Origin of the sequence: Pseudomonas sp. JAI120 (genome assembly GCF_014207255.1) — a bacterium.
Classification (GTDB): Bacteria; Pseudomonadota; Gammaproteobacteria; order Pseudomonadales; family Pseudomonadaceae; genus Aquipseudomonas.
The window spans coordinates 538,318-557,313 of record NZ_JACHCZ010000002.1; the positions used below are offsets into that span (position 1 = coordinate 538,318).

Here is an 18,996-nt window from a genome sequence, read left to right on the forward strand (position 1 = left end):
CCTGCAAGCCTGCACCGTGGAAGGTCATGATCATTTTGCAAAGACCTCCAGCAGTCGGGGCGCAATTCTATCCAGTGGGCGAATTTCAACAGCAGCATCAATCGCCGCCGCCGCTTTGGGCATGCCATACACCGCCGAGCTTTGCTGATCCTGGGCGATGGTCAAATAACCTTGTTCACGCATTAACTTGAGCCCCTGGGCCCCGTCACGGCCCATACCGGTGAGCAGTACGCCGACGGCATCGCCATTCCAGTGGCTGGCCACGCTTTCGAAGAACACGTCGATCGAAGGCCGGTAAATCTCATTCACCGGCTCTGCGGTATAGGCTAGCGTGCCATTCTTCAATAAACGAATGTGATGATTAGTGCCGGCCAGCAGCACCACCCCGCTTTGCGGCGGTTCGCCTTCCCGGGCCAGGCGTACCGGCAGGCCGGAGGCACTGCTCAGCCACTCGGCCATGCCGGCGGCGAATACCTGGTCCACATGCTGCACCAGCACAATGGCCGCGGCAAAGTCCCGGGGCAAACCCCTGAGCAGGATTTCCAGGGCAGCCGGGCCACCCGCCGAAGAACCGATCGCCACCAGGCTCTGGCGTTTGCCGGTGCTGCGCTCCGGCGTGGTTTCGGCGCGCACACGGCTGCCGCGCTGGCCGATCAGCCAGCCGATGTTGAGGATCTTGCGCAGCAACGGCGCCGCCGCATCCTTGGGGTTGCCCACGCCGAGCGCCGGCGTATCCACCACATCCAGGGCGCCGTGACCCATGGCTTCGAACACCCGACTCATATTGGCCTGGCGGTCGACGGTCACCAGCAGGATCGCGCACGGGGTCTCGGCCATGATCTGCCGAGTGGCCTCCACGCCGTCCATCACCGGCATGATCAAGTCCATCAGGATCAGGTCCGGGGTCAATTCAGCGCAGCGCTGCACCGCCTCCAGTCCATTGCCGGCCACCCACACCACCTGGTGCGCGGGTTCGAAGCTCAAGGCCCGGCGCAGGGCCTCCACGGCCAGGGCCATGTCATTGACGATCGCAATCCTCATGACCGCGCGCCTCCAATCAGTTCCACCACGGCATCCAGCAGCGCGTCATCGTGGAAGCTGGCTTTGGCCAGATAATAATCGGCGCCAGCGTCCAGCCCGCGACGGCGGTCTTCTTCACGGTCTTTGTACGACACCACCATCACCGGCAACGATTGCAGGCGACTGTCACGGCGCAAGAGTGTGACCAATTCAATACCGTCCATACGAGGCATATCGATGTCAGTGATAAGCAGGTCGAAGTCTTCGGAGCGCAAGGCGTTCCAGCCGTCCATGCCGTCGACCGCGACGGCCACTTCGTACCCACGATTAAGCAGCAATTTGCGTTGCAACTCCCGCACGGTGAGCGAGTCGTCCACCACCAATACTCGCTTGCGCGGTGCTTCGTTGGCCTGCTGGCTGCGCCGGGCGATGCGTTCCAGGCGCCCGGTGTTGAGCAGCTTGTCCACCGAGCGCAACATGTCTTCCACATCGACGATCAATACCACCGAGCCGTCGTCCAGCAAGGCGCCGGCGGAGATATCCTGGACCTTGCCCAGGCGATCATCCAGCGGCAGCACCACCAGCGTGCGCTCGCCGATAAAGCGCTCCACGGCGATGCCGTAAACCGCATCGCGCTCGCGGATCACCACCACCTTCAAGGTTTCATCATTGTTCTGCCCTGGCGGGCGCTGCAATAACTGGCTGGCGGCGACCAGGCCCACATGCCGACCCTCGTGCCAGAAATGCTGGCGGCCTTCCAACTGCACGATATCGTCAGGCGCCAGGTCGCACATACGCTCGATATGGGCCAACGGGAACGCATAGGCTTCTTCGCCGACCTCCACCACCAGGCTGCGGACCACCGACAGGGTCAGCGGCACCTCCAGATGGAAGCGGCTGCCCTGCCCCGCCGTCTGCTCCAGCACCACCGCGCCACGCAGTTGACGGACCATATGTTGCACCGCATCCAGGCCGACACCACGCCCGGACACTTCGGTAACCTTGTCGCGCAGGCTGAAGCCAGGCAGAAACAGGAACGTCAGCAGTTCCTCTTCGCTCAGGCGCAGGGCGGTCTCCAGCGGTGACAGGTGCCGGTCGACGATGGTGCCGCGCAGGCGCTCCAGGTCGACGCCGTTGCCGTCGTCACTCAGTTCCAGCACCAGCAAACCGGCCTGATGGGACGCACGCAGGCGGATCAAGCCTTCGGCCGGTTTGCCTGCCAACAGGCGTTGGTCGGGCATTTCGATGCCGTGGTCGACGGCATTGCGTAATAAATGGGTGAGTGGCGCTTCGAGCTTTTCCAGCACGTCGCGGTCGACCTGGGTCTTTTCGCCCTCGATCTCCAGGCGTACTTGCTTGCCCAAGCTGCGGCCGAGGTCGCGCACCATGCGCACCTGCCCGGCCAGCACATCGGCAAACGGGCGCATGCGACACGCCAGCGCGGTGTCGTAGAGCACCTGGGCGCGTTGCCCGGCCTGCCAGCCGAATTCATCCAGCTCGGCGGTCTTTTCCGCCAGCAACGCCTGGGCTTCGCTCAGCAGGCGTCGGGCATCGGCCAGCGCTTCCTGGGCTTCGAGATTCAAGTTCAGGATCTTGAGCTGGCCGTCCAGGTTGTCCAGGGCACGCACGCTGTTGCTCTGGATCCGCTTGAGGCGTTGCATGCTGGCGAGGTAGGGCTTGAGGCGCTGGGTCTCCACCAGGGATTTACTGGATAAGTCCAGCAGGCTGTTCAGGCGCTCCGCGGTCACCCGCAGCACGCGTTCGCCGCCTTCGGTCATGCGCTTGTTCTGGCGCACAGGCTCGCTGGTGACCGGTGGCGCGGGCTCGGGTTCTGCGGGCAGCTCTTCGACGATAGGCGCAGGCGCCGGCTCGGGTGGCGGCGCGAGCCTGGCAGCGGGCTGGGACGGGTCGAGCAGGCGCTCCATCAGCGCCACGTAGGCTTCGATGTCCGCCGGCCCCACGTCGTTGCCGGGGGTGGCGATGCGCATCAGCAGGTCGGTGCCCTGCAGCAGCGCGTCGATATGTTCGGGTTGCAGGTACAGGCGGCCTTCCTGGGCGCTGACCAGGCAATCCTCCATGACATGCGCCACGCTGACGCCGGCGTCCAGCCCAACGATTCGCGCCGCGCCCTTGAGCGAGTGCGCGGCGCGCATGCAGGCTTCCAACTGGTCGGCCTGGGTCGGGTTGCGTTCCAGGGCCAGCAGGCCCGCGCTCAATACCTGAGTCTGCGCATCGGCTTCCAGGCTGAACAGTTCCAGCAGCGAAGCATCACGCATCTGGTCGGGGGTCATGTGAGGCTCCGGGTCACGGCGGACAACAATTGCGCCTCGTCCAGCCAACGCAGACTGCGGCCCTTCCACTGCAATACGCCCTGGGTAAAGCGGCCGCTGGCCTGGGTACCGGATGCCGACGCCGCCTTCAAGGTGCGCTCATCGATGGCATGGATACCGTCGACTTCGTCCACCGGCACCACCACCGGGCCGTCCTGGGCGGCAATAATCAACATCCGCGGCATGATCCGCCCACCGCTGGCGCCATGGCCGGTGGTGTCCAGGCCCAGCAGCTCCACCAGCGACAGGCATGCCACCAGCGCGCCGCGTACATTGGCCACGCCGAGCAAGGCACGCGAACGCTGGTGCGGCAAGGAGTGGATCGGTTGCAGGGTTGCCACCTCTACCAGGCAACGGGTGGCGATACCCAGCCATTCTTCGCCGAGGCGGAATATCAGCAATGAACGGGTGGCCACCTCCTCGCCACGCGCAACGCCGGCCTGCGGGCGATGATCGTCCTGTTGCAGGGCATAGCGGTCCAACAGGCGCGTGGCTGCCGCCGAATACACTGAGCAATTGCGGCAGTGAATATGGTCCGCCAGCAACGGGCAGGATTTGTCACCATGAATACCGATGCGGTTCCAGCAGTCGTCGATGGCTTGCGTGTCGGCCAGGGTCAAGTCCAGGCCGGTAGTGTCGAGCACGTCTGGGCTACTCATGGTTTTTGCTCACTGTCGGCTCGCTCGCTACGCGCGGCCCGCGCCTGCAACCGGCGCGCCCCCGCACTGTCTCCCTGGGACTCGAGCAAGGCGGCCAGGTGCATCAAAGCCTGCGAATGCTGGGGCTCCAGGTACAAGGCTTTTCGATAATAGCCCTGGGCTTCCAGGGCGCTGCCGGCCACATCGCTGAGCAGTCCCAGCCAGTAGAACACCTGGGCGGCCGGCGGGTGGTTGTTCAGATATTGTTCGCACGCGGCGCGGGCATCAACGCTTTTGCCTTCATTGGCCAATGTAGCGATCCGGCTGAGCAAGGCGCTCGCATCGGACGCCGGCGCCTTGATCGGCACCACTTGGGCGCTGACTGTGCTGAACGGTCGCGGCTTGACAGGAATCGGTGCGGCGCTGCGCTGGGGTATGGGCATCGGCATGAAAACCGGCTCGGGCTTGACCGGCTCGGCATGTCGGCTGAACGCAAAGGACTGCGGCACACCGATCGAACGCATGCCATGCCGGCCCAGCAGGCTGCCCTCGGCCGGGCCGATAAACAGCACGCCGTCCACGTGGGTCAGGCCTTTGAGCACATCGAAGACGTGCTTCTGGGTCGGCTGGTCGAAGTAGATCAGCAGGTTGCGGCAAAACACAAAATCGTAGCTCGCCTCGTTGGCCAGCAATGCGGGGTCGAGCAGGTTGCCCACCTGCAGGCGCACCTGTTCGCGCACCCGCTCGGCGATGTGGAAGCCGTCGCCATATTCGACGAAGTGGCGATCACGAAAGGCGATGTCACCGCCGCGAAACGAGTTCTTGCCGTACACCCCGCGCCGGGCACGCTCCACCGACAGAGGGCTGACGTCGATGCCCTGCACTTTGAACTGGTGCGGCGCGAGGCCGGCATCCAGCAGCGCCATTGCGATCGAATAAGGCTCTTCGCCGGTGGAACAGGGCAGGCTGAGGATACGCAGCGCACGCATCTGGTTGATCTCGAGCAGGCGCGCCTTGGCCAGGCGGGCCAGGGTCGCGAAAGATTCGGGGTAACGGAAAAACCAAGTTTCGGGGACGATCACCGCTTCGATCAGCGCTTGCTGCTCATCGTGGGAACGCTGCAGATGGTGCCAGTAGTCATTCGTGGTGCCGGCCTGAATGGCTTGGCACCGCTGGCGTACGGCACGCTCGATGATGGCCTCGCCGACCGAGGCGACATCCAGGCCGATGCGTTCCTTCAGGAAGGCAAAGAAGCGCGGGTCGCTGCTCATAGGCTCTGCTCGGCGCTGAACAGCAGAGTGCGCACTGGCTCAGTGAGCAATTCATCGACGCCGATCCACTGCATCAGGCCCAGCGCATCTTCACGGACCAGCCCCAGGTACGGGGCTTCACGGTTGTCCAGGCCATAAGGTTTGAATTCCTCAATCGCGCAACGCAGGGTGTCGGTGGCCTGCTCCAGGATCAGCCCCAGCCAGCGCGCTTCTACCCAGGGTTCGGGTTGATAGTTGACCAGCACCAGCCGCGTGCTGGTGCGGGCCTGGGCAGGTTTGCCGAAGGTCAGGGCGCTGAGGTCGATGACCGGCACCAGCAGGCCACGATGGGCGAAGATCCCCGCCACCCACTGCGGCGCATGGGCGATGGGCTTGAGGGGCAGGCGCGGCAGCACCTCGGCCACTTCCGTAGCCTTGAGGGCAAAGCGCTCCTGGCCGACGTGGAACACCAGGAACAACGCTTTTTTCGCTGCCGGGACGGCGCCGCGTTTAGCCGCGAGGTCGCTCATCAGACTTTGAAACGCGACACGCCGCTGCGCAGACCCACCGCAACCTGGCTCAGTTCATCGATGGCAAAGCTGGCCTGGCGCAGGGACTCCACCGTCTGGCTGCTGGCATCACCCAGTTGCACCAGGGCGTGGTTGATCTGCTCGGCGCCCGTGGCCTGGGCCTGCATGCCTTCGTTGACCATCAACACCCGCGGCGCCAGCGCCTGTACCTGATGAATGATCTGCGACAGCTGCTCGCCCACTTGCTGCACTTCGAACATGCCTCGGCGCACTTCTTCGGAGAACTTGTCCATGCCCATGACACCAGCGGAAACCGCCGACTGAATCTCACGCACCATCTGCTCGATGTCGTAGGTCGCCACGGCAGTCTGGTCGGCCAGGCGGCGCACTTCGGTGGCCACCACGGCAAAACCGCGCCCGTATTCACCGGCCTTTTCGGCTTCGATGGCGGCATTCAAGGACAGCAGGTTGGTCTGGTCGGCGACCTTGACGATGGTCACCACTACCTGGTTGATGTTGCCGGCCTTCTCATTGAGGATTGCCAGCTTGGCGTTGACCAGATCGGCGGCGCCCATCACCGAATGCATGGTTTCTTCCATCCGCGCCAGGCCTTGTTGGCCGGAACCGGCGGCCACCGAGGCCTGGTCGGCGGCGGTGGACACTTCGGTCATGGTACGGACCAGATCCTTGGAAGTGGCAGCGATCTCCCGCGAAGTGGCACCGATCTCGGTGGTAGTCGCAGCAGTTTCAGTGGCAGTGGCCTGTTGCTGCTTGGAGGTGGCGGCAATCTCGGTGACCGAGGTGGTGACCTGTACTGAAGAACGCTGGGCCTGGGACACCAGGGCCGTAAGCTCGGTCATCATGTCGTTGAAGCCGGTTTCCACCGCGTTGAATTCGTCCTTGCGCGCCAGGTTCAGGCGTTTGCTCAGGTCACCGTCACGCATGGTGCCGAGGATGTCGACGATGCGCTGCATCGGCGCCATGATCGCGCGCATCAGCAGCAGGCCGCACAGACCAGCGGCAAGAATCGCCACGGCCAGCGACATGAACATGCTGACCTTGGCCGAGGCAACCGCGTCGTCAATAGCCGCCGTTGCTTTATCCGACACTGCCTTGTTTTCGGTGATGATGTCGTTGAGCTTCATGCGCCCTTCGGTCCAGATCGGCGTCAATTGCTCTTCCAACAACTCGCGTGCGGCCGGCATGTCATTAGCTTCGACGCGCTCAAGCACCTGGCCCAACACCTTGTTGTAGTTGATGTGAGCGGCCTTGAAGTTATCGAACTCCATGCGATCGGCCTGGCTATGGACCGTTGTTTCGTAGTTGGCCATCTGCTGCTCGATACGCGATTCGAAGGCCCTGTAGTCCGACTTATCGCTACTGGTGAGGGTTTTATCCTCGCGCAGGCCAATAATATCGATGGTCTGCAAATAGCTGTCGACCCACGCGCTGCGAATCATCGAACTGAGATAAACCCCCGGCACCGCATCGTCACGCACCGCTTCCTGACTGGCTTCGATCTTCATCAACCGTGAGTAGGACACCACAACCATCAGCAGCATGATCGCGATAATGACCGCAAAGCTCGCCAAAATCCGCTGGCGCAAGGTCCAATTCTTCACAGTACTTCCTCGAAGGGCCATTCAAATGGAGGGGAGTATAGCTGAGCAGAAGCCCTCATTTATCAATGGGTTTTGGTGTTGTGCCGACATAAATGCAAAAACACCTGTGGGAGGGGGCAAGCCACCTCCCACATCTATGGTTTTGCGTACACCCGGTGGTTATTGACTAAGCCGTACCTGCTTTTCCAGCTCCAGCTTCAAGCCGGGCTCGAGTTTCAGTTGGCGGGCCAATTCGTCCAGATAGGCCTTTTCCATAAAGTTCTCCTCGTCCACCAGCATCACGCTGGCGATGTACATCTCGGCGGCCATTTCCGGGGTACTGGCGGCGCGGGCGACGTCGGTCGGGTCCAGCGGTTTGTTCAACTCGGCGTGCAGCCAGCTTTGCAGTTCGCGGTCGTCGTCCAGCTTGGTGAATTCACCTTCGATCAGTGCGCGTTCACGCTCGTCCACATGCCCGTCGGCCTTGGCTGCAGCGACCAGGGCCTTGAGGATCCCCTGGCTGTGCTGCTCGACCTGGGCCGGTGGCAGGCGGTCGATGGTTTGCGGCTCGCCCTGAGGCACGTTGGCCTGCTTGGCCTGCCAGTTGCCATAGGCTTTGTAGGCAATCACGCCCAACGCGGCCAGCCCGCCGTAGGTCAGGGCCTTGCCGCCAAACTTGCGCGCCTTCTTGTTGCCCAGCAACAGGCCCATGGCACCCGCCGCCAGGGCGCCGCCGCCCGCACCGCCGAGCAAGCTACCCAGACCGCCGCCGCCGAGCAGCCCACCGAGGGCGCCTTTATCGTCCTGCTTGCGCTGGCCGCCGGTTTTGTTCTGCAACATGTCCTGGCCGGACTTGAGCAACTGATCGAGCAATCCACGGGTATTCATTCGTAGCCTCCAGACACTAGGGTTCATAGGACCAATAGGCCCTCAGCGTAAAACTAAGTGCCAAAAAGCCGCGATCTAGAGTGCTTCCAGATGTAACGCCGCGCTGGCCGCTTGTAGCTTGTCGCTGCCGTTCGCTAAAACCGATATACACTCGGACAAATCTATAAAAACACCCCACCGGTAATTCCAGCATGATGACCTTGCGTCAAATCCGGCATTTTATCGCCGTGGCCGAGACCGGCTCGATCTCCGCAGCCGCGCAGACCGCGTTCATTTCCCAGTCCACGCTGACCCTGGCGATCCAGCAACTGGAGCAGGAAATCGGCATCAACCTGTTCAACCGCCATGCCAAGGGCATGACCCTCACGCATCAGGGCCATCAGTTTTTGCGCCAGGCGCACCTGATCCTCGCCACCGTCGACAATGCCAAGCGCAGCCTGCAACAGAGCACCGATCAGGTAGCCGGGCAGTTGATCGTCGGCGTGACCAGCCTGGTCGCTGGCTATTACCTGGCAGATTTGCTCACCCGCTTCCAGCGTGCCTATCCCAACGTGGAGATCCGCGTGATGGAAGACGAGCGCCCGTATATCGAGCATTTGCTGGTCAGCGGTGAAATCGACGTGGGCGTGCTGATCCTCTCCAACCTGGAAGATCGCCACGCCCTGCAGACCGAGGTCCTCACCCACTCGCCCCACCGCCTGTGGCTGCCGGCGCAACACCCGCTGCTGGAGCACGACAGCATCAACCTCGCCGACGTGGCAAGCGAGCCGCTGATTCAGCTGAACGTCGACGAAATGGGGCATAACGCCCAGCGCATGTGGACCGGTGCCGGCCTGCAACCGCGCGTGACCCTGCGCACCGCCTCCACCGAGGCCGTGCGCAGCCTGGTGGCGGCAGGCCTGGGCGTGTCCATCCAACCGGACATGACCTACCGCCCCTGGTCCCTGGAGGGCGACATTATTGAAGCGCGACCGATTGCCGACCTCAGCCAGACCCTGGACGTCGGCCTGGCTTGGCGCCGGGGCACTGCACGCCCGGCATTGGTGGATCCGTTCCTCACCGTAGCGCGGGAACAGCCACACCCACGCAAGCCATCTATTTAATCGAATGCTGCGTTCAGTATTTAGTATTTGTTGACCTCGCGCCTGACCTCTAGTCTCTCTCTATCCATAAGAGAAGGTGAGGCGCCTCGTAGGAGAACGCCCATGACCACACAAGAAAAGAGATCGCGAAAAATGTCCGGCGCGCCCACCCCGCTGCTCACTGCGTTGTTGATCGACGGCGAACTGGTCCAGGGCCAGGGCGTTGCCGAGCCGATCCTCAACCCGGCCACCGGCGAAGTGCTCACCCGGATCGCCGAAGCCAGCACCGAGCAGGTCGAAAGCGCCATCCTCGCCGCCCACCGCGCCTTTGCCGGTTGGTCGCGGACCACGCCGCAGCAACGCTCGAACATCCTCCTGGGCATCGCCGACGCCATCGAGAAACAAGCCGACTACCTGGCCCGTCTGGAATCGCTGAACTGCGGCAAGCCATTGCACCTGGCGCGCCAGGATGACTTGAGCGCCACCGTCGATGTGTTCCGCTTCTTCGCCGGCGCCGTGCGCTGCCAGACCGGCCAGCTCAGCGGCGAGTACCTGCCGGGCTACACCAGCATGGTGCGCCGCGATCCAATTGGCGTGGTGGCCTCGATTGCGCCGTGGAACTACCCCTTGATGATGGCCGCATGGAAGATCGCCCCGGCGCTGGCGGCCGGTAATACCCTGGTGTTCAAGCCGTCGGAACATACGCCGCTGTCGATCCTCGCATTGGCCCCGGTCCTGAAGGACTTGTTACCACATGGGGTCGTCAACATTCTGTGTGGCGGCGGTGAAGGCGTCGGCAGCCATTTGGTCAGCCACCCGAAGGTGCGCATGGTGTCGCTGACCGGCGATATCGTCACCGGCCAGAAAATCCTGCAAGCCGCCTCCAAGACACTCAAACGCACACATCTGGAATTGGGCGGCAAGGCACCGGTGATCGTGTGCAACGACGCCGACCTGCAAGCCGTGGTCGAAGGCGTGCGCGCCTATGGCTACTACAACGCCGGCCAGGACTGCACCGCGGCGTGCCGCATCTACGCTCAGGCGGGCATCCACGACAAATTGGTCGCCGAACTGGGCGCGGCGGTCAGCAGCCTGCGCTTTGCCGGCAAGCGCGATGCCGATAACGAACTCGGCCCGCTGATCAGCACACGCCAGCGCGACCGCGTGGCCAGCTTTGTCGAACGCGCCCTCGGCCAACCGCATATCGAACGGGTCACCGGTGCGGCCGTGCATTCGGGGGCCGGCTTCTATTACCAGCCGACGCTGCTCGCCGGCTGCAAACAAAACGATGAAATCGTCCAGCGCGAAGTGTTCGGCCCGGTGGTCACCGTGACCCGCTTCGACGCACTTGAACAGGCGGTGGACTGGGCCAACGATTCCGAATACGGCCTGGCCTCCTCCGTCTGGACCCAGAACCTGGACAAGGCCATGCAGGTCGCCGCGCGCCTGCAATACGGCTGCACCTGGATCAACAGCCATTTCATGCTGGTCAGCGAAATGCCCCATGGCGGGTTGAAGCGCTCGGGGTATGGGAAAGATCTGTCCAGCGACTCTCTACAGGACTACAGCGTGGTGCGCCACATCATGGCCCGCCACGGCCAGCACCTTTAAAACAACAACTAAGCTCATGCGTTACGGCTTCACACACTGCCCCGACCATAATTAAAGAAGAGGGAACCCCCATGTCTGCGCATAAGACCGCACTGCTCAGTGCCCTGACCACCGCGCTGCTGGCCAGCGTCAGTATCCAGGCCGCCGAACCGCTCAAGGCGGTGGGCGCCGGTGAAGGCCAGTTGGATATCGTCGCCTGGCCCGGCTATATCGAACGTGGCGAAAGCGACAAGGCCTACGACTGGGTCACAGGTTTCGAGAAGGAAACCGGCTGCAAGGTCAACGTGAAAACCGCCGCCACCTCTGACGAAATGGTCAGTTTGATGGCCAAGGGCGGTTATGACCTGGTCACCGCGTCGGGCGATGCGTCGCTGCGGTTGATCGTCGGCAAGCGTGTGCAACCGATCAACACGGCGTTGATCCCCAACTGGAAGAGCATCGACCCGCGCCTCAAGGATGCGCCGTGGTATGTGGTGGGCCAGCAGACCTACGGCACCCCGTACCAGTGGGGCCCGAACGTGCTGATGTACAACACCACCGTGTTCAAGACCGCGCCGACCAGTTGGAACGTGCTGTTCGATGCGCAAAACCTGCCGGACGGCAAGCCGAACAAAGGACGCGTGCAGGCCTATGACGGGCCGATCTACATCGCCGATGCGGCGCTGTACCTCAAGTCCACCAAGCCTGAGCTGGGCATCCAGAGCCCGTACGAGCTGACCGAGACCCAGTACAAAGCCGTGCTCGAGCTGTTGCGCGCGCAGCAACCGTTGATCCACCGCTACTGGCATGACACCACCGTGCAAATGAGTGACTTCAAAAACGAAGGCGTGGTGGCCTCCAGCGCCTGGCCGTATCAGGTCAACGGCCTGCAAAACGAGAAGCAGCCGATTGCCTCGACCATTCCCAAGGAAGGCGCCACCGGCTGGGCCGACACCACCATGTTGCACAGCGAGGCCAAACACCCCAATTGTGCCTACAAGTGGATGGACTGGTCGCTGCAGCCGAAGGTCCAGGGCGATGTCGCCGCCTGGTTCGGCTCGCTGCCGGCGGTGCCTGCAGCCTGTAAGGAAAGCGAACTGCTCGGCGCCGAGGGTTGCAAGACCAACGGCTTCGACCAGTTCGACAAGATCGCCTTCTGGAAAACCCCGCAAGCTGAGGGCGGCAAATTCGTGCCGTACAGCCGCTGGACCCAGGATTACATCGCGATCATGGGCGGCAGGTAAAACCCTGCAGACGGCATAGATCCCCTGTGGGAGGGGGGCAAGCCCCCTCCCACATTGACCGCATTCACAGATGTTTTGACTTTTCAGAAGTCCAGGCCGGGCCGCTGCGACGACCCGCGCCCTTTTGGAGCACCGCACCATGACGCTTGCAGTCCAATTCACCCACGTCTCCCGTCAGTTCGGCGAAGTGAAAGCCGTTGACCGGGTTTCCATCGATATCCAGGACGGCGAGTTCTTTTCCATGCTCGGCCCATCCGGCTCGGGCAAGACCACCTGTCTGCGCCTGATCGCCGGTTTCGAGCAGCCCAGCGCAGGCTCGATCCGGATTCATGGCGAGGAAGCCGCCGGCTTGCCGCCGTATCAGCGTGATGTAAACACTGTGTTCCAGGACTACGCGCTGTTCCCCCATATGAATGTGCGCGACAACGTCGCCTATGGCCTCAAGGTCAAGGGCGTGGGCAAGAGCGAACGCCGCAACCGCGCCGAAGAAGCCTTAGGGATGGTCGCCCTCGGTGGCTATGGCGAGCGCAAGCCGGTGCAGCTCTCCGGCGGCCAACGCCAACGGGTGGCCCTGGCCCGCGCGCTGGTCAATCGCCCGCGTGTGTTGCTATTGGACGAGCCGTTGGGCGCCCTCGACCTCAAGCTGCGCGAACAAATGCAAAGCGAGCTGAAGAAGCTGCAACGCCAGCTTGGCATTACCTTTATCTTCGTCACCCACGACCAGACCGAAGCGCTGTCGATGTCCGACCGTGTGGCGGTGTTCAACAAAGGCCGGATCGAACAGGTCGACACCCCGCGCAACCTGTATATGAAACCGGCCACCGCGTTCGTCGCCGAGTTCGTCGGCACCTCCAACGTCATTCGCGGCGAGTTGGCCCAGCGCCTCAGCGGCAGTGCGCAGCCGTTCTCGATTCGCCCGGAACACGTGCGTTTTGCCGAGGGACCGCTGGGTGCTGGCGAAGTGGAAATCAGCGGCTTGCTGCACGACATCCAGTACCAGGGCAGCGCCACCCGCTATGAACTGAAACTGGAAAACGGTCAGGCGCTGAATATCAGCCAGGCCAACAGCCAGTGGCTGGACATCAGCAGCGGCCATCAGGTCGGCCAGTCCATCACCGCCCGTTGGGCACGGGAAGCCATGACGCCGCTGACTGACCGCGCAGGCGAGGTGTGACATGAGCCTGGCCCTTTCCCAACCGCCGATGCGCAGGTTTTCCAACCTGCTGTACCGCAAGCCCAACCTATACCTGGCGATGCTGCTGATACCGCCGCTGATCTGGTTCGGCGCGATCTACCTGGGTTCGTTGCTGACCCTGCTGTGGCAGGGCTTCTATACCTTTGACGACTTCACCATGGCGGTCACGCCGGACCTGACCCTGGCCAACTTCGCCGCGCTGTTCCAGCCGTCGAACTTCGACATCATCCTGCGCACCTTGAGCATGGCGATCGTGGTGTCGATCGCCAGCGCCATCGTCGCCTTCCCGATTGCCTACTACATGGCGCGCTACACCACGGGCAAGACCAAGGCGTTCTTCTATATCGCGGTGATGATGCCGATGTGGGCCAGCTATATCGTCAAGGCGTATGCCTGGACCTTGCTGCTGGCCAAGGGCGGCGTGGCGCAATGGTTCGTGCAGCATCTGGGCCTGGAGCCGGTGTTGCAATTCGTGCTGGGCATTCCCGGCGTGGGCGGCAGCACCTTGAGCACCTCGCACCTGGGGCGGTTCATGGTGTTCGTCTATATCTGGCTGCCCTTCATGATCCTGCCGATCCAGGCGTCCCTGGAGCGCTTGCCGCCGTCACTGCTGCAAGCTTCCGCCGACCTGGGCGCCAAGCCGCGCCAGACCTTCATGCAGGTGATTCTGCCACTCTCGGTGCCGGGGATTGCCGCCGGTTCGATCTTCACGTTTTCGCTGACCCTGGGCGACTTCATCGTGCCGCAACTGGTGGGCCCGCCGGGCTATTTCGTCGGCGGCATGGTGTACGCCCAGCAAGGTGCCATCGGCAATATGCCGATGGCGGCGGCGTTCACCCTGGTGCCGATCGTGCTGATCGCGGTTTACCTGTCCATCGTCAAACGCCTGGGGGCCTTCGATGCACTCTGAAAAATCGTCTATTGGCCTGAAGATCGCTGCTTGGGGTGGATTGGTGTTTCTCCATTTCCCGATCCTGATCATCTTCCTCTACGCCTTCAACATCGAAGAAGCCGCGTTCAGCTTTCCGCCCCAGGGCTTTACCCTGAAGTGGTTCAGCGTGGCCTTCGCCCGGCCGGACGTACTGGAAGCAATCAAGCTGTCGTTGCAGATCGCCGCCATCGCCACCCTGATTGCCATGGTGCTTGGCACCCTGGCCTCGGCGGCGCTGTATCGCCGCGAGTTCTTTGGCAAGCAAGGCGTGTCGTTGATGTTGATCCTGCCGATCGCGCTGCCGGGGATCATCACCGGTATTGCGTTGCTGGCGACCTTCAAGACCCTGGGCATCGAGCCGGGGATGTTCACCATCATCGTCGGCCACGCGACGTTCTGCGTGGTGATCGTCTACAACAACGTGATCGCCCGTCTGCGCCGCACGTCCCACAGCCTGATCGAAGCCTCGATGGACCTGGGTGCGGACGGCTGGCAAACCTTCCGTTACATCATCATGCCCAACCTCGGCTCGGCGCTGCTGGCCGGCGGCATGCTGGCGTTTGCACTGTCGTTCGACGAAATCATCGTCACCACCTTTACCGCCGGTCATGAACGTACGTTGCCGCTGTGGTTGCTCAACCAGTTGAGCCGGCCACGGGATGTGCCGGTGACCAACGTGGTCGCGATGCTGGTGATGCTGGTGACGATGTTCCCGATCCTCGGTGCCTATTACCTGACCCGCGGCGGTGAAAGCGTGGCCGGGAGTGGTGGTAAATAATTTTTTGTTGAAGACACCGAGCTCAAATGTGGGAGGGGGCTTGCTCCCGATAGCAGTGTGTCAGTTGTAGATGATGTGACTGAAAGACTGTCATCGGGAGCAAGCCCCCTCCCACATTCAGAGCCGGTTTATTCAGTGACATAACGATCGCTTTTTGGAGGAATGAACCATGCAAACCAAACTCTTGATCAACGGCCACCTGGTCGAAGGCGAAGGCCCGGCGCAAGCGGTGTTCAACCCGGCGCTTGGCCGTGTGCTGGTGGAAATCAATGAAGCCAGCGAAGCCCAGGTCGACGCCGCCGTGCGCGCCGCCGATGCGGCCTTCGAAGGCTGGTCGCAAACTGCGCCCAAGGATCGCTCGCTGTTGCTGCTGAAACTGGCCGACGTGATCGAAGCCCATGGCGCAGAGCTGGCCAAGCTGGAATCGGACAACTGCGGCAAGCCCTACAGCGCCGCCCTGAACGATGAGATTCCGGCGATTGCCGACGTGTTCCGCTTCTTCGCCGGCGCCAGCCGCTGCATGAGCGGTTCGGCGGCGGGTGAATACTTGCCTGGCCACACCTCGATGATCCGGCGCGACCCGGTGGGCGTGATCGCGTCCATCGCGCCATGGAACTACCCGCTGATGATGGTCGCCTGGAAAATCGCCCCCGCCTTGGCCGCCGGTAATACCGTGGTGCTCAAGCCATCGGAACAAACCCCGCTGACCGCGCTGCGCATGGTCGAACTGGCGTCGGAGATTTTCCCGGCCGGTGTACTCAACCTGGTATTCGGCCGTGGGCCTACCGTGGGCAGTCCGCTGGTGAACCATCCGAAAGTGCGCATGGTGTCATTGACCGGCTCCATCGCCACTGGCGCCAATATCATCTCCAGCACCGCCGACAGCGTGAAGCGCATGCACATGGAGTTGGGCGGCAAGGCCCCCGTGATCATCTTCAACGACGCGGATATCGATGCCGCCGTGGAAGGTATTCGCACTTTCGGCTTCTACAACGCCGGCCAGGATTGCACCGCTGCGTGCCGGATTTATGCGCAAGCGGATATCTACGATGCGTTTGTCGAAAAGCTCGGCGCGGCGGTCGCCAGCATCAAATATGGCGTGCAGGATGACCCAGCGACGGAGCTGGGCCCGCTGATCACCGCGCAACACCGCGACCGTGTCGCCGGGTTTGTCGAACGCGCCGTAGCACAACCGCATATCCGCCTGGTCACCGGTGGCAAGGCGGTGGAAGGCAATGGCTTCTTCTTTGAGCCGACCGTCCTGGCTGACGCGCAGCAGGATGACGAGATCGTGCGCCGCGAGGTGTTCGGGCCGGTGGTGTCGGTGACCAAGTTCACCGATGAGGCGCAGGTATTGGGCTGGGCCAATGATTCGGACTACGGGTTGGCGTCGTCCGTGTGGACCGCCGACGTAGGACGTGCCCATCGCCTGGCCGCGCGCTTGCAATACGGCTGCACCTGGGTAAACACCCATTTCATGCTCGTCAGCGAAATGCCTCACGGTGGTCAGAAACTGTCGGGGTATGGCAAGGACATGTCCATGTACGGCTTGGAGGACTACACCACGGTTCGCCATGTGATGTTCAAGCACTGATCCCCCCAAGCGCCGTAACGCTTTATTGTAGGAGCGAGCTTGCTCGCTCCTACAGGCCCCATGGACATCACCCGCCGCGACTTCCTCAACGGCGTCGCCATCCGCCCTCCCACATTTCGATCTTCATAATTCCCAGGTAATGTGTCCACTCACAGCGCTGGAAATGTCTTGTTTCACATGCAATGCCATCACCCAGCCATCAATCAATTTTCCTACGTCATCGAACCGCTTAAGCTATCCGGCGTCTGTTTAATGTCCGTTGTGTTTGGCCGAAGGCATGTCCGAACCGTAATTTCTGATCCAGCACGTGCCAGGAACGGCGCGGGATTTGCTCACGACAGGTTGTCTCTATGCACCGCAGGAATTTGCTCAAAGCCTCCATGGCCATTGCGGCCTACACCGGTTTGTCAGCCAGCGGCCTGCTTGCCGCGCAGGCCTGGGCCGGTAATCGTGCCGCCGATGGCAAGGCCGTGGCGTTCGATTTTGAAACGCTCAAGGCCCAAGCCAAGCAGCTCGCCGGCACCGCGTATAAAGACACCAAACAGGTGCTGCCGCCCACACTGGCGACCATGACCCCGCAGAATTTCAATGCCATCGGCTACGACGGCAACCATTCGCTGTGGAAGGAATTGAACGGCCAACTCGACGTGCAGTTCTTCCACGTCGGCATGGGCTTCAAGACGCCGGTGCGCATGCACAGCGTCGACCCCAAGACCCGTGAAGCCCGTGAGGTGCATTTCCGTCCTTCGCTGTTCAACTATGAAAAAACCACTGTCGACACCAAACAGCTGACCGGCGACCTGGGTTTCTCCGGCTTCAAGTTGTTCAAGGCGCCGGAGCTGGATCGCCATGACGTGCTGTCGTTTCTCGGCGCCAGCTACTTCCGCGCGGTGGACTCCACCGGCCAGTACGGCCTCTCCGCCCGTGGCCTGGCGATTGATACCTACGCGAAAAAACGCGAGGAGTTCCCCGACTTCACGCAGTTCTGGTTCGAGACCCCGGACAAGAACGCGACCCGCTTTGTGGTCTACGCCCTGCTCGACTCGCCGAGCGCCACCGGTGCCTATCGTTTCGATATCGACTGCCAGGCCAACCAGGTGGTGATGGCCATCGACGCCAACATCAATGCCCGCACCGCCATCGAACAGCTGGGCATTGCAGCCATGACCAGCATGTTCAGCTGCGGCACCCATGAGCGGCGCATGTGCGACACCATCCATCCGCAAATCCACGATTCGGACCGCCTGGCGATGTGGCGTGGCAACGGCGAGTGGATCTGCCGCCCGTTGAACAACCCGGCCAAGTTGCAGTTCAACGCGTTCGCCGACACCGACCCGAAAGGTTTCGGCCTGGTGCAGACCGATCATGAATTCGCCAGCTATCAGGACACCGTCGACTGGTACAGCAAGCGCCCAAGCCTGTGGGTCGAACCGACCACCGCGTGGGGCGAAGGCTCGATCGACCTGCTGGAAATCCCCACCACCGGCGAGACCCTGGACAACATCGTGGCCTTCTGGACCCCGAAAAAACCCGTGGCGGCCGGCGACTCACTCAACTATGGCTACAAGCTGTACTGGAGCGCATTGCCACCAGTGAGCACGCCGCTGGCGCAAGTCGACGCGACCCGTTCCGGCATGGGCGGCTTTACCGAAGGCTGGGCGCCGGGCGAGCACTACCCGCAAGTGTGGGCACGCCGCTTTGCCGTAGACTTCAAGGGTGGCGGCCTGGACCGTCTGCCAGCCGGCACCGGGATCGAGCCGGTGGTGACCTGCTCCCACGGTGAAGTGAAGGATTTCAGCGTGCTGGTGCTCGACAACATCAAGGGCTATCGCATTCTGTTCGATTGGTACCCTACCAGCGACAGCGTAGAGCCGGTGGAACTGCGTCTGTTTATCCGCACCCAGGACCGCACCCTGAGTGAAACCTGGTTGTATCAGTACTTCCCGCCGGCACCGGACCAACGTAAGTACACCTGATCCAGATCGTTCCCACGCCCTGCGTGGGAACGATCCTTCAGCACGGCATCAGAACCGCGACACACTCTTCATCGCCCCAATCAGATAGCGCATCGCCACCTGATCGCTCTCGGTCAGGGCGCGATACTGCGCCAGTAATTCGGCTTCGTCCGAACTTAACCTGCGGCCACGCAAGGACACCCTGCGGGTGAAAAAAGACGCCACCACACCCGCTACACCATAGGACTTGGCCATGGACTGTTTCTCCTGATATCGATCAAATACTCCTGTGCCCACAAACCGTTTCCCGTGAAGCGCAATGCCCCCGTGGACAAACAGACTGACTCCCTGGGCCAGAAATCAGTCCTAA

The 18,996-nt window shown here is 62.2% G+C and carries 16 protein-coding genes; 8 read left to right on the forward strand and 8 right to left on the reverse strand.

The annotated features are described in order from the left end of the window. Positions 1-30: 30 nt before the first annotated feature. The 7 genes from HDC32_RS14305 to HDC32_RS14335 all read right to left on the reverse strand — a co-directional run bounded on the left by HDC32_RS14305 (position 31) and on the right by HDC32_RS14335 (position 8,257). On the reverse strand, positions 31-1,041 hold the full coding sequence (locus HDC32_RS14305) for a chemotaxis response regulator protein-glutamate methylesterase (RefSeq protein ID WP_184744489.1): 1,011 nt from the start codon (positions 1,039-1,041) through the stop codon (positions 31-33). Further along, positions 1,038-3,311, reverse strand: coding sequence for a hybrid sensor histidine kinase/response regulator (locus HDC32_RS14310; RefSeq protein ID WP_131697293.1), 2,274 nt, complete (start codon positions 3,309-3,311; stop codon positions 1,038-1,040). Before HDC32_RS14310 ends, HDC32_RS14305 begins: the two co-directional genes overlap by 4 nt. After that, positions 3,308-4,009: a chemotaxis protein CheW gene (locus HDC32_RS14315; RefSeq protein WP_145335088.1), complete on the reverse strand. Its 702-nt coding sequence runs from the start codon at positions 4,007-4,009 to the stop codon at positions 3,308-3,310. Before HDC32_RS14315 ends, HDC32_RS14310 begins: the two co-directional genes overlap by 4 nt. Beyond that, positions 4,006-5,259, reverse strand: a complete 1,254-nt coding sequence (locus HDC32_RS14320; RefSeq protein WP_131697295.1) for a protein-glutamate O-methyltransferase CheR — start codon at positions 5,257-5,259, stop codon at positions 4,006-4,008. Before HDC32_RS14320 ends, HDC32_RS14315 begins: the two co-directional genes overlap by 4 nt. Next, positions 5,256-5,768, reverse strand: a complete 513-nt coding sequence (locus tag HDC32_RS14325) for a chemotaxis protein CheW (protein ID WP_131697296.1) — start codon at positions 5,766-5,768, stop codon at positions 5,256-5,258. Before HDC32_RS14325 ends, HDC32_RS14320 begins: the two co-directional genes overlap by 4 nt. Then, positions 5,768-7,390: a methyl-accepting chemotaxis protein gene (locus HDC32_RS14330; RefSeq protein WP_145335091.1), complete on the reverse strand. Its 1,623-nt coding sequence runs from the start codon at positions 7,388-7,390 to the stop codon at positions 5,768-5,770. Before HDC32_RS14330 ends, HDC32_RS14325 begins: the two co-directional genes overlap by 1 nt. Before the next feature lie 159 nt (positions 7,391-7,549). After that, complete coding sequence (locus HDC32_RS14335; protein WP_131697298.1) at positions 7,550-8,257, reverse strand: tellurite resistance TerB family protein; 708 nt, start codon at positions 8,255-8,257, stop codon at positions 7,550-7,552. Positions 8,258-8,448: 191 nt separating this feature from the next. Here HDC32_RS14335 and HDC32_RS14340 point away from each other — a divergent pair, with 191 nt between their 5' ends. The 8 genes from HDC32_RS14340 to HDC32_RS14375 all read left to right on the forward strand — a co-directional run bounded on the left by HDC32_RS14340 (position 8,449) and on the right by HDC32_RS14375 (position 18,647). Further along, on the forward strand, positions 8,449-9,360 hold the full coding sequence (locus HDC32_RS14340; RefSeq protein ID WP_131697299.1) for a LysR family transcriptional regulator: 912 nt from the start codon (positions 8,449-8,451) through the stop codon (positions 9,358-9,360). A 132-nt stretch (positions 9,361-9,492) separates the two neighbouring features. After that, entirely contained in the window at positions 9,493-10,950 is a 1,458-nt protein-coding gene (locus HDC32_RS14345; RefSeq protein ID WP_184744932.1) for a gamma-aminobutyraldehyde dehydrogenase, read from the forward strand. Positions 10,951-11,021: 71 nt separating this feature from the next. After that, on the forward strand, positions 11,022-12,173 hold the full coding sequence (ydcS, locus tag HDC32_RS14350) for a putative ABC transporter substrate-binding protein YdcS (protein WP_131697301.1): 1,152 nt from the start codon (positions 11,022-11,024) through the stop codon (positions 12,171-12,173). Positions 12,174-12,312: 139 nt separating this feature from the next. Next, positions 12,313-13,347: an ABC transporter ATP-binding protein gene (locus HDC32_RS14355; RefSeq protein WP_131697302.1), complete on the forward strand. Its 1,035-nt coding sequence runs from the start codon at positions 12,313-12,315 to the stop codon at positions 13,345-13,347. 1 nt (position 13,348) lies between these two features. Continuing rightward, the gene (locus HDC32_RS14360; protein ID WP_090408657.1) at positions 13,349-14,278 is read left to right on the forward strand and encodes an ABC transporter permease; all 930 of its coding nucleotides are present in this window, start codon (positions 13,349-13,351) and stop codon (positions 14,276-14,278) included. Then, a complete protein-coding gene (locus tag HDC32_RS14365; RefSeq protein ID WP_184744491.1) occupies positions 14,268-15,077 on the forward strand; it encodes an ABC transporter permease in 810 nt (269 codons plus the stop codon). The genes HDC32_RS14360 and HDC32_RS14365 overlap by 11 nt, the downstream gene beginning before the upstream one ends. 169 nt (positions 15,078-15,246) lie before the next feature. Then, complete coding sequence (locus tag HDC32_RS14370) at positions 15,247-16,671, forward strand: gamma-aminobutyraldehyde dehydrogenase (protein ID WP_184744493.1); 1,425 nt, start codon at positions 15,247-15,249, stop codon at positions 16,669-16,671. A 350-nt stretch (positions 16,672-17,021) separates the two neighbouring features. Then, the gene (locus HDC32_RS14375) at positions 17,022-18,647 is read left to right on the forward strand and encodes a glucan biosynthesis protein D (RefSeq protein ID WP_131697306.1); all 1,626 of its coding nucleotides are present in this window, start codon (positions 17,022-17,024) and stop codon (positions 18,645-18,647) included. 48 nt (positions 18,648-18,695) lie between these two features. Here the strand turns inward: HDC32_RS14375 and HDC32_RS14380 are convergent, their stop codons facing one another. Further along, on the reverse strand, positions 18,696-18,881 hold the full coding sequence (locus HDC32_RS14380; RefSeq protein WP_131697307.1) for a hypothetical protein: 186 nt from the start codon (positions 18,879-18,881) through the stop codon (positions 18,696-18,698). Between the last annotated feature and the right edge of the window lie 115 nt (positions 18,882-18,996).

Bases quoted from the DNA above. Each gene is read 5' to 3' on its own strand.
- HDC32_RS14310 (WP_131697293.1), bottom strand. From the start codon at position 3,311: ATGACCCCCGACCAGATGCGTGATGCTTCGCTGCTGGAACTGTTCAGC.
- HDC32_RS14375 (WP_131697306.1), top strand. From the start codon at position 17,022: ATGCACCGCAGGAATTTGCTCAAAGCCTCCATGGCCATTGCGGCCTAC.
- HDC32_RS14360 (WP_090408657.1), top strand. From the start codon at position 13,349: ATGAGCCTGGCCCTTTCCCAACCGCCGATGCGCAGGTTTTCCAACCTG.
- HDC32_RS14345 (WP_184744932.1), top strand. From the start codon at position 9,493: ATGTCCGGCGCGCCCACCCCGCTGCTCACTGCGTTGTTGATCGACGGC.
- HDC32_RS14355 (WP_131697302.1), top strand. From the start codon at position 12,313: ATGACGCTTGCAGTCCAATTCACCCACGTCTCCCGTCAGTTCGGCGAA.
- HDC32_RS14340 (WP_131697299.1), top strand. From the start codon at position 8,449: ATGATGACCTTGCGTCAAATCCGGCATTTTATCGCCGTGGCCGAGACC.
- HDC32_RS14365 (WP_184744491.1), top strand. From the start codon at position 14,268: ATGCACTCTGAAAAATCGTCTATTGGCCTGAAGATCGCTGCTTGGGGT.
- HDC32_RS14380 (WP_131697307.1), bottom strand. From the start codon at position 18,881: ATGGCCAAGTCCTATGGTGTAGCGGGTGTGGTGGCGTCTTTTTTCACC.
- HDC32_RS14320 (WP_131697295.1), bottom strand. From the start codon at position 5,259: ATGAGCAGCGACCCGCGCTTCTTTGCCTTCCTGAAGGAACGCATCGGC.
- ydcS (WP_131697301.1), top strand. From the start codon at position 11,022: ATGTCTGCGCATAAGACCGCACTGCTCAGTGCCCTGACCACCGCGCTG.
- HDC32_RS14370 (WP_184744493.1), top strand. From the start codon at position 15,247: ATGCAAACCAAACTCTTGATCAACGGCCACCTGGTCGAAGGCGAAGGC.
- HDC32_RS14305 (WP_184744489.1), bottom strand. From the start codon at position 1,041: ATGAGGATTGCGATCGTCAATGACATGGCCCTGGCCGTGGAGGCCCTG.
- HDC32_RS14325 (WP_131697296.1), bottom strand. From the start codon at position 5,768: ATGAGCGACCTCGCGGCTAAACGCGGCGCCGTCCCGGCAGCGAAAAAA.
- HDC32_RS14335 (WP_131697298.1), bottom strand. From the start codon at position 8,257: ATGAATACCCGTGGATTGCTCGATCAGTTGCTCAAGTCCGGCCAGGAC.
- HDC32_RS14315 (WP_145335088.1), bottom strand. From the start codon at position 4,009: ATGAGTAGCCCAGACGTGCTCGACACTACCGGCCTGGACTTGACCCTG.